Origin of the sequence: Polaribacter sp. Q13 (genome assembly GCF_016858305.2) — a bacterium.
In the GTDB taxonomy this organism is placed as follows: Bacteria; Bacteroidota; Bacteroidia; order Flavobacteriales; family Flavobacteriaceae; genus Polaribacter.
The window spans coordinates 1,038,113-1,050,622 of sequence record NZ_CP074436.1; the positions used below are offsets into that span (position 1 = coordinate 1,038,113).

Here is a 12,510-nt window from a genome sequence, read left to right on the forward strand (position 1 = left end):
TTTTATCAAATCCTTAATAATTAACATAAAATACTAAATCTAGTAATATAATTATGAACGTTTGAATCAAAACCTAAACAAATCCTTAAAGAAATACTTCTAATTTCTGTGCTTTAAACAATAGATTCAAACCCTATTTAACATAAAGACTCCATGGTATAATTTTTAAGCTTCTTTATTTAGTTTTAACTTGCTTTCAAATATTATAGACTACATAAGTTTGAAAAAGGTTACTTGGATACAATTTATTTTTATTTAAAAATTTAATGATTACGTTTTTGTTGGTATCTTTATAGTTATGAGATATAGCTTTCTATTGGATAATAACATTTATAGAGAAATTGTAAAATCTGGAAATGAAATAGTATTTGAAAACTTTAATTATGATATTAAAAATCATAGGATAATAAAAAATATTCCTTCAGAAAACATTAAATACTCCCTTACTCCATTTACAATAATGGAAGCTTTAGGTATAACAATTCCATATAAAAAAATAATACTTTCATTAGATTTAAAGAAGCCTTATAAATATAACGAAGCCATTAGATTTATTAATGATGAAGCTAAAAAATATTTTTGTGATTTAATATCAATTCAACCGGAAGAATTATTAAAAAAAGTAAAACATCAAAAAAAATACACTTCTTTAAAAGCATCAAAAACAGCACAGATATTTATTGAAACTCCTTTAAAAAAAAAGGAATTCTATAATTACTTTATTCAAGCATTAGTCTTTGATTACGTTTGTAAATATGAATTTCCAAAAGAAATTCAAAAAATAATTTTCGCAGAACATTTATTACCAGCATTCTTCTTAAATAACCATGGAATATCAAGGTTTAGTAAGTTTAGAATAATTAAAAGGTTATGGGATAATTCATATGATGGATTAAAAAAATCAACCATTTTTCCAAAAGGTAATATAAAAGAATTAAATAATTCTATGAAGCTAAAAGGAAGTCAAGATTTTTTGGACTGTGAAATTATACACTTTTCTTGTATTGGAGATTGTGTTGAAAGTAAACACAATCCTGTTTTTGCGTTTACTCAAGATGATAAAAAAACAATAATCAACAGAATAATTGTTTACAAATCTATGATTAAGCTTATCTTAAATAATTTAACAGAAGATAAATATAAAATTCATAAACCTATATTTAATGATTGGGAACAAGGAATGATTATATTTTGTAATGATGATGGAAGCATAAAAGAATCTATAGACGTTAGTACTATAAAAACTATAAATTAGAGTTTTAAAGTAACCTTACTTTTCTCCAACTCTTCTTCAAACAATTCTTTTGTAATTTCTGTTTTATAAAAAGGTACCATTTGCTTTAGTTTTTCTTTTCCTTCGGATGAATTTACCAATTCTGGAAATGCTTTTTCGATTACTTCTAACATAATGGATGTTGCCGTAGAAGCTCCTGGTGAAGCACCTAATAAACAGGTAATACTTCCGTCTTTGCTAGAAATTACTTCGGTACCAAATTGTAATTTTCCACCTTCAAATTCATCCTTTTTAATAATCTGAACTCTTTGTCCTGCTTTTACAACTTCCCAATCATCACTATTTGCATCTTTTACAAACTTTCGTAGCGAATCCATTCTGTCTTCTTTACTCATCATTACCTGCTCAATTAAATATTGAGTTAATGGTAAATTGTGCCAAAATGCACCAAACATAGACGGAATATTATCGAACTGTATCGATTTAAACAAATCTAAATTAGAACCTTCTTTTAAAAACTTAGGACTAAAACCTGCAAAAGGACCAAACATTAATTGACGTTTACCATCAATAAAGCGGGTATCTAAATGTGGTGTAGACATTGGCGGATCTCCTATTCCTGCTTTGCTGTATACCTTTGCATTGTGTTGTTTTATAATTTCTTCATTAGTACAAACCAACCATTCTCCACTGACAGGAAAACCTCCATATCCTTCTTTTTCGTCTATTTCTACTTTCTGAAGCAACAATAAGCTTCCTCCTCCTGCTCCAATAAAAACATGTTCTGCTTCTAATTGATATTCCTCTTCCGTTTTTAAATTCCGCACTTCTACCGTCCAATCTAAGTCGGTATCTGGATCTATATCTAATACTTCCATATTACAGTGAACAGGTGTATCAAATTCATTTTTTAAAATAGCGAATAACTTTTCAGTTAAAGAACCATAATTCATTTCTGTTCCTCTACCCATTCTAGAAGCCGCCATTATTTCATCATCTCTTCTATTATTTGCAATTAAAGGAAACCACTCTTTCATAGTCTCAACTTCTTTTGTAAATTCAATAGAATCGAACATAAAATGCTTTTTCATCTCATTAAATCTGCTTTCTAAATAATCGGCATTTTCTTTACCCAAAACCCAACTATGATGTTTTACGGATGTGATAAAATCTTCAGGATTTTCTAAAAAACCTTGATTGGTTAAATAAGACCAAAACTGTTTAGACATTTCGTATTGCGTACAAATATCAATGGCTTTTTTAATAGAAACTTTTCCGTTTTTATTCTCCGGACAGTAATTTAATTCACACAAAGCTGAATGACCCGTACCCGCATTATTCCATGCGGCAGAACTTTCTTGCGCTACTTTGTCTAATCGTTCTAAAATTAGAATATTCATTTCTGGTTTTAGAAGTTTTGTGATCAACGCTAACGTTGCACTCATAATTCCACCACCAACACATATTAAATCGTATTCTTTTTTTAATTTCATATATATTTAGTCCTCGACTACGCTAGGACTGATATTTTAGTTCTTAATTATATTCTTAATTTATAAAAATAAAAAAAGGAACTCAAATTGAGTTCCTTTTTTTAAATATGATATCAACAATTATTAATTATTGTTTTTTTCATCCTCCTCTTTAGAAGTTTTATTCCAAACTTTAATATCATCATCTTTGGTAACACCTTCTAAGATTTCTACATTTACACCGTCTGAAGTACCTAACTTAACATCTTTTTTATCAAACTTTCCTTCTGCATTTTTAATTTCTACGTAAGGTAATTCTGTTTTTCTATCAAACTGTAATAAAGACTCTTTAATAGATAAAACACTGTCTTTTTTCTCTAAAACAATTTCGGCATTTGCACTATAACCTGCTCTAATAAAATGCTCATCATCTAAAGAAACATCTGCTTTTATTTTAAACTGAACAGCACCTGCTTCTTCTGTTCCTTTTGGAGCAATGAAGTTTAAAACTGCTGGAAATTTCTTGTTTTCGATAGCACCTAAAGAAATTTCTATTTTTGTTCCTTTTACTAATTTACCAACTTCAGATTCGTCAACTTTACCTTCAAAAATCATTTTAGTCATATCTGCAATTGTAGCAATTGTAGTACCTGCACTAAAGCCATTCGTTTCTACAACTTGATACCCTTTTTTAACAGGAATTTCTACCACCATACCAGAAGTTGTTGCTCTAATATTTGTATTTGCGCCAGAAGAACCTGCAGATCCTTTTTTAATAATCTGATAATCATTTTGTGCATTACGTAAATCGTTTTGTGCTTGATTATAAGAAAGCTCTAAGGTTTCAAATTCTTGACGAGAAATTACGCCTTTATCAAATAAATTTTTATTTCTGTTGTATTGTATTTTTGCATTATTTAACTGAATTTGAACAGAATTAATACGTCCTTTTGCACTTGTTAAAGATTGCTCATTTGGCACAACTCTTACAGTAGCTAACAAGTCTCCTGCCTTTACAATAGCACCTTCCTCAACAACTATTTTATCTATAATACCTGCTATTTGTGGTTTTATTTCCACTTCTTCTAACGGGGTTACTTTACCGGTAGCAACACTTTTTCTAATGATTGTTGCTTTAAAAGCTTTTTCTGTTTTGTATTCTATTGGTGACGCACTGTTCTTTTTACCAAACCAAATTAATACTGCTATTAGTGCAACAGCTATTCCTCCAAAAATGATTACTTTTTTCATTTATCTTCTATTTATTCTAGTTAGTTGATTTTTTTTATTCTTCTCTTAATGCGTCTATTGGTTTCACAATTGTTGCCATATATGCAGGTATAAATCCTATTAATGTTCCTAAAACTACTAAAACTGTATACGCAATTAATACAATTGGAATATCTACGGTTGGGTTAACAAGAAAGTCTACAAAATTATCTAGAAGCATTAAAATTAATCCGCCTCCAATAATTCCTAAAGAACCAGCTAGCAACGTTAAAAACAATGATTCTAATATAATTTGTTGTCTTACCTTATTTGGTGTTGCTCCTAAAGCTCTTCTAATTCCTATTTCTTTTGTACGTTCTTTTACAGTAATCAATAAAATATTACCAATTGCAAAAACACCCGCAATTAAGGTTGCTATACCTACAAACCATGTTAAAAACTGCATACCAGTTAAAAAACCTGTAACCTGTTTAATTCGTTCTCCTAAATTAAAGCCTCTAAACGCTCTATTATCATCTGGGTTAATTTTATGTAAATTTTTAAGCAATAGTTTTACATCTGCCTCTAACTGAACAATATCAACCCCATCTTTACCAGTAACCACCATCCATTCAAATTTATCGCCTTTATTATAAACTAATTTAAATGTACTAAAAGGAATGTGAACGTTATTTTTACCTTCAAATCTACCAGCTGTATAAACACCAACTACTTTATAATTGATACCACTTACTTTTAAGTATGTACCTATAGACTCTTCATTTTTGTCGTATAATTCTTTATAAACTCCTTCACTAATAACACAAATCTTTTTATTCTCATCCATGTCACTTTGGTTGATAAACCTACCTTCTATTAAGTTCTTTTTCTGAACCTGGTCTATTAAAGGAAAATCTCCAAAAACGGTAAAATTACCTGTTTTTAAACCGTGTATTACTTGTCCTCCAGTAGCATTTCTAGGCACTACAAACTGAATACCATCTACTTCTGTTCTAATTTTATCAACATCGCTAAGCGTTAAGTTAATTTGCCTTCCTTCTTGAAAACCTTTAAAAGGCATCGAAGTTTTACTACCAGACATAAAAACACTATTAGTTGCAAAATCGCCAAACATACCGTTAAAACTGTTTTCGATTCCCTTGGCTGCACCTAATAAACCTACTAATAAAAGTATTCCCCAAAATGCACCAAAAATGGTAATTGCAGTTCTACCTTTATTCTTTCGAATACTACCGTAAATTTCTTGCCAAGTATCTTTTTCAAATAAAAATCTCATAGTTAATCTGAGTTTAATGCTACTACTGGTTTAATTCTTGCTGCTTTTTTGGCGGGTAAATATCCTGCAATTAAACCTGCACAAACTAGTGTTAATGTTGCTCCAATAACTACAGGTTGAGAAACACTTGGGTTTAGAATAAAATATTTTTCTAAACTAGGTCCGGCAATTTCTAAAATACCTATTCCTATTAACAAACCTACATAACCAGAAATTGCGGTAATAAAAACAGCTTCTTGCATAATCATAGCAACAATCATTTTTGGTGTAGCACCCACTGCTTTTCTAATTCCTAATTCTTTAGTTCTTTCTTTAACTATGTAAACCATAATATTACTTATACCTACAACACCTGCTATTAATGTACCTAAACCTATTACTAGAATTAAAATACTTAAGCCAAACATCATCCCAGATACCTCTTTATTATTGGTTGCGTAATTATCTAAGCCAATTCCTCTTTGGTCATTTGGTGATACATTATGTTTTTTCTTTAATTCTCTGTGCATTTTACTACTAAATGCAATGGCTTCATCAATACTTAAAGCTGGATTATAGGTAATACCAAAATCATCTATATAATCATTATTGCCATACATTTTTTGCATGGTTGTAAATGGCGTATAAATATATCTTTCATCGCTATCTCCTCCCGGATCAGAGAAAACACCTATTACTTTATACATGATTCCTCCAATATTCAATTGTTTTCCAAAAGCACTTAATTGACCAAATAAATCTTTTTCTACCATTCTACCTATTACTACAACTTTACCTTTTTCTTGTATATCTCTATAATTTAAAAAACGTCCTTCTGTAACTTCTGCAGATTCTAATACATAATATTCTGGATACACACCTCTTACCGTGTAAGTATCTTTTTCATCTTTATAAACAACATCTGCAGATCTTTGAATTCTAGGACTTATCGTTTGAATTTTATCCCCAAAATTGTCTTTAATAAAGGTGAAATCATCATTTTTAAACTGAATTTTTCTACCTATTTGATTTCCTTTATATGCTTTTGTAGTGTTATTAGTCCAAATATAAATAGAGTTCATTGCATCTTTAGCAAACTCATTTTTAAAGGTATTTTGAAGTCCATTACCAATACCAAAAAGTAAGGTAAAAAGTAAGATAGCAAATGCAACAGTAAATCCAGATAATGCAGAACGCAACTTGTTTTTACTGATACTTTGAAATATTTCTCTCCAACGATCTAAATCAAACATAATTAAACAGTTTTAGATGCATTTGTATATTCATCACTAATAATAAGACCGTCTTTTAAACGTACAATTCTTTTGGTTTGTTCTGCAACTTCCTCTTCATGCGTAATAACAAACACCGTCATACCTTCATTATTAATGTCTTTTAATAATTGCATTACAGAATCTGTGGTTGTAGAATCTAATGCTCCGGTTGGCTCATCTGCTAAAACTACTTTTGGTTTTGTAACCAAAGCTCTTGCAATGGCAACACGTTGTTTTTGCCCTCCAGAAAGTTCGTTTGGTAAATGGTTTGCCCAATCTTTTAAACCTACTTTATCTAAATACTCTAAAGCAATCTGCATGCGTTCTTTTCTTGCAATTCCTTTATAATACAAAGGAAGCGCTACATTTTCTAAAGCTGTTTTGTAAGAAATAAGATTAAATGATTGAAAAACAAACCCTAAAAATTTATTTCTAAGAATAGCTGCTTTTTTCTCGTTTAAGTTCTTTATTAATTGTCCATTTAGGTAATAATCACCTTCATCATGTTCATCTAATAAACCAACAATATTTAATAATGTAGATTTCCCCGAACCAGAAGACCCCATAATAGAAACAAACTCGCCTTCTTTTATATGTAAATCTATACCTTTTAAAACATGTAGAGAATCTTTACCAATTGGGTAAGATTTGTGTAGTTTTTCTATTCTAATCATTGGTTGGTTAATTTTAAACTAATATATTGAAAGTGATAAACTGCCTTTACTAATTTTATGTTAAAACAAAATTCATTTTATTCGAATACAAACATAAGACGAGTAATTAAAAAAAATGTTACAATAAAATAATTATTTTTCTAAAATATTTCTGCTTTCGCAGGATTTACCTCGTAAACGAAACTACTTTAAAAACCCAAGTAGATTTCTTTCGGTTTCGAAAAAAAGATAAAGTACCTTTGTTCCTTAACTTTTTTTGAAGTACTAGAATGATTGATTTACCCAAAGACAAAAAGATTATTTTATTTGATGGCGTTTGTAATTTGTGCAATACTTCTGTTTTAAAAGTAATTAAATACGACACAAAAAACACCTTTTTATTTACAGCCTTACAGTCTGATAAAGGTAAAGAAATCATCTGTCAATTAGGTATTGATGTTTCTAAAATTGACTCTATTATTTTATATGAACCTGGTGTTTCTTATGAAGTAAAATCTACAGCGGCTTTAAAAATCATGAGTGACTTTGGTGGGATTTGGAACCTGAGTAGAATCTTTTTATTCTTGCCAGAAGGATTTAGAAATTATGTCTACGATTATATTGCCAAAAACCGATACAAATGGTTTGGAAAAAAAGAAAGCTGCATGATACCAACACCTGAATTAAACAAGAAGTTTTTATAATAAAATAAAGAATAGAGAAAAATTATATATATGAAATTACCAAAGGAAATAAAATGTGTCATTTTTGACATGGATGGTGTAATTATAGATTCTGAAGAAATCCATAAAAAAGCGTATTACGAAACTTTTAATTCAATTGGAGTAACTGTTTCTGATGACTTATATAAAACCTTAACAGGTTCTTCTACTATTAATGCTTTTCAGAAATTAGTATCACATTTTAACTTAGATTTAGATCCGGAAGAATTGGTTCTTAATAAGAGAAAACGATATGTAAACTTCTTCGAAAAAGACCCAAAATTGCATTTGGTAAAAGGTGTAGAAGAATTGATAAAACATTGTCATAAAAAAGGATTGACCTTAATTTTAGCGTCTTCTTCTGCGATGGTAAATATCGATAGAGTTTTTAATAGATTCGATTTAAACCAATATTTTACGGCTAAAATTAGTGGTGCAGATTTAACCGAATCGAAACCAAACCCAGAAATTTTTAATAAAGCAGCCATTTTAGGAAATACGCCTAAAGAAAATTGTATAGTTATCGAAGATTCTGATAACGGTGTTAAAGCCGCCAATGATGCAGGCATTTTTGTCTTTGGATATAAAAACCCTATGGCAGAAGATCAATCTTTAGAAAATGCAGATTTTATTGTCAATAATTTTAAAAGGTTACATAAACTACTCTAACCATTATTGATATTTACTTAATTAGGACTTAACTTTACAACTAACCTAAAACAAATCATAAGTAAAAAATAAAAATAGCTTGGAAAAACTCCAAGCTATTTTTTATTGCTACTACTTATATTTCGTCTTCTAAATCATCAACATCTAAATCTTCATCCTCATCAAAAGAATCTTCATCTTCAGCATAGTCTTCCATTGTTTGCTCAAGTTTAGAACTAATTTTTACTAAATAGACAGTGTCTTCTGTTTTTACTTCTACTGCCTTTATAGTTTCTCCTTTTGCATTTTTAAACGAGATGATGTCTTCATAATCATATCCGTCAGGATATTTTTCTACCAACATATCTAATATGTCCGTAGTTAATTTTGCGTACTCTACGATTACTCTTTTCATTTTTTTATTTTTTATTATAAGTTATAAATAAGCAATTCAGCTTTTATAATAAAAGCATCTGCGATGCTACATTTCTAATAAATAAGCAAAAATTAATGGTGCTACAATCGTTGCATCACTTTCTATTATAAACTTTGGAGTGTCAATATCTAATTTACCCCAAGTAATTTTTTCGTTTGGCACAGCTCCAGAATACGAACCATAACTAGTTGTAGAATCTGAAATCTGGCAGAAATAACTCCAAAATGGTGTTTCTGGTTTTTCCATATCTTGGTACAACATTGGCACTACACAAATAGGGAAATCTCCTGCAATCCCTCCTCCTATTTGAAAGAAACCAATTCCGTTTTCCGAATTATTTGTATACCAATCTGCAAGAAAAGTCATGTATTCAATTCCTGATTTTACAGTGCTTGCTTTTAACTCTCCTTTTAACACATACGATGCAAAAATATTTCCCATGGTAGAATCTTCCCAACCCGGACAAATAATAGGTAGGTTTTTTTCTGCTGCTGCGTACATCCAAGAATCTTTGATATCTATCTCATAATATTGCTCTAAAACTCCAGATAACAATAATTTGTACATGTATTCATGAGGTAAAAAACGCTCGCCGTTAGCTTCTGCTTCTTTCCAAATTTTTACAATATGTTCTTGAATTCTTCTAAAAGCTTCCTCTTCCGGAATACAAGTGTCTGTAACTCGGTTTAAGCCTTTCTCTAATAAATCCCACTCATCTTGAGGCGTTAAATCTCTATAATTAGGTACACGTTTATAGTGAGAATGTGCTACTAAATTCATCACATCTTCCTCTAAGTTAGCACCTGTACAAGAAATAATTTGCACTTTATCCTTACGAATCATTTCTGCAAAAATCTTTCCTAATTCTGCAGTACTCATTGCTCCTGCTAAAGAAACTAACATTTTAGACCCTTTGTTTAATTGTGCTTCGTACCCTTTTGCAGCATCTACCAAAGCTGCAGCGTTAAAGTGTAAAAAATATTTTTCTATAAAATTTGTAATTGGTTTGCTCATTTTATTATTATTGTTCTCGATACAATTTTTCAGAAATTATATACCGAGATATTTGTTAATTTTTAATTATTTTTTTGGAAGTTTTCTAACTTCAAAAATGTCTTTTCTTCTGTCTTTTAAGTTCCGTACACTACCAAACTTATTTAAATCCTTTAATAAATCTAGATCTACATCCGCAATTAAAATCATTTCTGTATTTGTGGTTGCTTCTGCTTTTATTCCGTTTGCAGGAAAAGAAAAATCACAAGGTGTAAACACCATAGATTGCGCATATTGAATATCCATATTATTTACTTTAGGTAAATTCCCTACGCTACCTGCAATTGCCACATAACACTCGTTTTCTATAGCTCTTGCTTGCGCACAATACCGGACTCTAGAATATCCGTTTTGAGTATCCGTTAAAAACGGAACAAACAAAATATCCATGCCTTCTTCTGCTAAAATTCTACTTAGTTCTGGAAACTCAGAATCATAACAAATTAGCACCCCTATTTTACCACAATCTGTATCAAATGTTTTTAGTTCGCTACCCCCTTGCATTCCCCACACTTTTGCTTCATCTGGTGTAACATGCAATTTCTCATAACGATCTAAAGAACCATCTCTTTTACAGATATAACCTACATTATATAATAAACCTTCTCGCATTTCTGGCATACTACCCGTAATAATATTGATATTGTATGCTATTGCCAATTCAGAAAATTTTTGTACAATTTTTGGTGTAAACTTTGCCAATTCTCTAATCGCTTCCGACTCTGGTAAATGGTTATTATCAGCCATTAAAGGCGCATTAAAAAACTCTGGAAACAATGCAAAATCAGATCTGTAAGCTGCAACTGCATCTACAAAATATTCTGCTTGCTGCATTAATTCGTCCAAATCTTTATACAAACGCATTTGCCACTGAATTAATCCTAAACGCACTACTTTTTTCTTAGTTGCTGCTTTTTTAGACTTTTTCTCGTAATAAATATTATCCCATTCTAATAAAACAGCAAACTCTCCAGAATTTTTATCACCTTCTAAATATCCTTTTAAAATTTTTGAAGGGTGAAAATCATTTGAAATTTGAAAGTTTAAAACTGGGTCATGAATTTCTTTACGTTTTACTTTGGCAATGTATTCTTTAGGCGATAAAGTAGCTGCATATTTATGATAATTAGGAATTCGTCCTCCAAACGCTATTCCTCTTAAATTTTGTTTTTCAGCTAGTTCTTTTCTATAATCATACAACCTTCTACCTAAACGTAAACCTCTGTACTCTTTTTTTATAAAAACATCTATTCCGTATAAAACATCTCCATCTTCATCATGCGTATCAAAGGTATAATTACCCGTAATATCTTCATAGGTGTGATTATCATCAAAACTATCATAATCTAATTTAATGGATAACGCACAACCTGCTAAATCTCCATTAATTTTTATAACCGCCTGCCCTTCTGGAAATTTATCTATTAAAGATTTAATTTGATTTTCTCTCCAATAAGAATCTGGCATACTAGAATATGCTTCAATCATTGCTTGTTTTAACTGTTTATAATCAGTTAAAGTTAAATAATGAAGTTCGATATTTTCTATATTATGTATCATTTTATAAGACTAAAAATCGTCGTTCTCATCATCTTTAAACTTTGATAATTTGCTAAACGGATTTGCTTTCGTTTCTTCATTATCATAAGTATCATCATTAGAAGCAAACTTATAACTTAACATTTTGTAGAATAATTTTGCTGCTAAAAAATCTGATGATTTCTCATTGGCATTCGGACATAATTCTACCATATCAAAACCAACTACATTCTTTTGCGCGAAAACTTGTTTTAAGAATTCTAACGTTTCATAATAAAACAATCCACCTGGTTCTGGAGTTCCAGTAGAAGGCATAATCGAAGGATCTAAAGCGTCTAAATCAAACGTAATAAAAACGTTTTCTGTTAATTGATCTATTACATCTTCTACCCAATCTTCATTTACAGCCATATCATGTGCAAAGAAAACTTTATCTAAATTCATATTTCTTTTTTCAGAAATATCCATACTTCTAATACCAACTTGTACCAAATTAGTGTTTTGGTTTGCTTCATAAACAGCACAAGCGTGGTTGCATTTAGAACCGTCATATTCTTTTCTTAAATCTGCATGTGCATCAATATGTAAAACAGTTAAACTGTTAAAGCACTCGTTAAAAGCTCTAATGGTTCCAATAGAAACCGAATGCTCTCCACCAAAAACAGTTACAAACTTATTTCTGTTGATGTACTTTTTAGTAATTTGATGCACTTCTTCAACCATCGCTTCTGGTGAAGCGTTTTCTGTAACTGCATCTGCTAAATAAACACCTTCTTTATACACTTCAGAATCTGTTTCTATATCATACAATTCCATGTTTTCAGACGCTTCTAAAAAAGCTTGTGGCCCTTTATCAGCTCCTTTTTGCCATGTACTAGTTCCATCATAAGGAACAGGGATAATTACTATTTTTGACGTTGACAGGTTTCCAAACTCTTGTGAAATTCCTGCATATGTTTTATTTGTGTTCATTTTATTTTATTTTACAAAAGAC

The 12,510-nt window shown here is 30.3% G+C and carries 12 protein-coding genes; 3 read left to right on the plus strand and 9 right to left on the minus strand.

The window, feature by feature from the left end; all coding sequences use genetic code 11:
* Positions 1 to 316: 316 nt before the first annotated feature.
* Positions 317 to 1,255, plus strand: a complete 939-nt coding sequence (locus JOP69_RS04245; RefSeq protein ID WP_203392331.1) for a hypothetical protein — start codon at positions 317 to 319, stop codon at positions 1,253 to 1,255.
* Here the strand turns inward: JOP69_RS04245 and mqo are convergent.
* From mqo to JOP69_RS04270, 5 genes are all read right to left on the minus strand, one after another.
* Positions 1,252 to 2,727, minus strand: a complete 1,476-nt coding sequence (mqo, locus tag JOP69_RS04250) for a malate dehydrogenase (quinone) (protein WP_203392330.1) — start codon at positions 2,725 to 2,727, stop codon at positions 1,252 to 1,254. The genes JOP69_RS04245 and mqo overlap by 4 nt on opposite strands.
* Positions 2,728 to 2,850: 123 nt before the next feature.
* On the minus strand, positions 2,851 to 3,957 hold the full coding sequence (locus JOP69_RS04255; protein WP_203392329.1) for an efflux RND transporter periplasmic adaptor subunit: 1,107 nt from the start codon (positions 3,955 to 3,957) through the stop codon (positions 2,851 to 2,853).
* Between the two features lie 34 nt (positions 3,958 to 3,991).
* Positions 3,992 to 5,212 (minus strand): ABC transporter permease, encoded by a 1,221-nt coding sequence (locus tag JOP69_RS04260; protein ID WP_203392328.1) that lies wholly within the window; start codon positions 5,210 to 5,212, stop codon positions 3,992 to 3,994.
* Between the two features lie 2 nt (positions 5,213 to 5,214).
* Positions 5,215 to 6,444, minus strand: coding sequence for an ABC transporter permease (locus JOP69_RS04265; protein ID WP_203392327.1), 1,230 nt, complete (start codon positions 6,442 to 6,444; stop codon positions 5,215 to 5,217).
* Between the two features lie 2 nt (positions 6,445 to 6,446).
* Positions 6,447 to 7,139 (minus strand): ABC transporter ATP-binding protein, encoded by a 693-nt coding sequence (locus JOP69_RS04270; protein ID WP_203392326.1) that lies wholly within the window; start codon positions 7,137 to 7,139, stop codon positions 6,447 to 6,449.
* A 269-nt stretch (positions 7,140 to 7,408) separates the two neighbouring features.
* Here JOP69_RS04270 and JOP69_RS04275 point away from each other — a divergent pair, with 269 nt between their 5' ends.
* Together JOP69_RS04275 and JOP69_RS04280 are read left to right on the plus strand one after the other, a co-directional pair.
* A complete protein-coding gene (locus tag JOP69_RS04275; protein ID WP_203392325.1) occupies positions 7,409 to 7,822 on the plus strand; it encodes a thiol-disulfide oxidoreductase DCC family protein in 414 nt (137 codons plus the stop codon).
* A 30-nt stretch (positions 7,823 to 7,852) separates the two neighbouring features.
* On the plus strand, positions 7,853 to 8,509 hold the full coding sequence (locus JOP69_RS04280) for an HAD family phosphatase (RefSeq protein WP_203392324.1): 657 nt from the start codon (positions 7,853 to 7,855) through the stop codon (positions 8,507 to 8,509).
* Positions 8,510 to 8,624: 115 nt separating this feature from the next.
* Here the strand turns inward: JOP69_RS04280 and JOP69_RS04285 are convergent, their stop codons facing one another.
* From JOP69_RS04285 to speB, 4 genes are all read right to left on the minus strand, one after another.
* The gene (locus tag JOP69_RS04285; protein ID WP_203392323.1) at positions 8,625 to 8,903 is read right to left on the minus strand and encodes a hypothetical protein; all 279 of its coding nucleotides are present in this window, start codon (positions 8,901 to 8,903) and stop codon (positions 8,625 to 8,627) included.
* Positions 8,904 to 8,969: 66 nt separating this feature from the next.
* A complete protein-coding gene (locus JOP69_RS04290; protein WP_203392322.1) occupies positions 8,970 to 9,938 on the minus strand; it encodes a deoxyhypusine synthase family protein in 969 nt (322 codons plus the stop codon).
* 66 nt (positions 9,939 to 10,004) lie between these two features.
* Positions 10,005 to 11,537, minus strand: coding sequence for a bifunctional GNAT family N-acetyltransferase/carbon-nitrogen hydrolase family protein (locus tag JOP69_RS04295; RefSeq protein WP_203392321.1), 1,533 nt, complete (start codon positions 11,535 to 11,537; stop codon positions 10,005 to 10,007).
* Positions 11,538 to 11,546: 9 nt separating this feature from the next.
* Complete coding sequence (gene speB / locus JOP69_RS04300) at positions 11,547 to 12,488, minus strand: agmatinase (protein ID WP_203392320.1); 942 nt, start codon at positions 12,486 to 12,488, stop codon at positions 11,547 to 11,549.
* Positions 12,489 to 12,510 lie beyond the last annotated feature (22 nt).

What these genes read in the sequence shown, in the direction of transcription:
- JOP69_RS04275 (WP_203392325.1), top strand. Translation starts at nt 7,409, where the DNA reads ATGATTGATTTACCCAAAGACAAAAAGATTATTTTATTTGATGGCGTT.
- JOP69_RS04280 (WP_203392324.1), top strand. Translation starts at nt 7,853, where the DNA reads ATGAAATTACCAAAGGAAATAAAATGTGTCATTTTTGACATGGATGGT.
- JOP69_RS04285 (WP_203392323.1), bottom strand. Translation starts at nt 8,903, where the DNA reads ATGAAAAGAGTAATCGTAGAGTACGCAAAATTAACTACGGACATATTA.
- speB (WP_203392320.1), bottom strand. Translation starts at nt 12,488, where the DNA reads ATGAACACAAATAAAACATATGCAGGAATTTCACAAGAGTTTGGAAAC.
- JOP69_RS04295 (WP_203392321.1), bottom strand. Translation starts at nt 11,537, where the DNA reads ATGATACATAATATAGAAAATATCGAACTTCATTATTTAACTTTAACT.
- mqo (WP_203392330.1), bottom strand. Translation starts at nt 2,727, where the DNA reads ATGAAATTAAAAAAAGAATACGATTTAATATGTGTTGGTGGTGGAATT.
- JOP69_RS04255 (WP_203392329.1), bottom strand. Translation starts at nt 3,957, where the DNA reads ATGAAAAAAGTAATCATTTTTGGAGGAATAGCTGTTGCACTAATAGCA.
- JOP69_RS04290 (WP_203392322.1), bottom strand. Translation starts at nt 9,938, where the DNA reads ATGAGCAAACCAATTACAAATTTTATAGAAAAATATTTTTTACACTTT.
- JOP69_RS04265 (WP_203392327.1), bottom strand. Translation starts at nt 6,444, where the DNA reads ATGTTTGATTTAGATCGTTGGAGAGAAATATTTCAAAGTATCAGTAAA.
- JOP69_RS04260 (WP_203392328.1), bottom strand. Translation starts at nt 5,212, where the DNA reads ATGAGATTTTTATTTGAAAAAGATACTTGGCAAGAAATTTACGGTAGT.
- JOP69_RS04270 (WP_203392326.1), bottom strand. Translation starts at nt 7,139, where the DNA reads ATGATTAGAATAGAAAAACTACACAAATCTTACCCAATTGGTAAAGAT.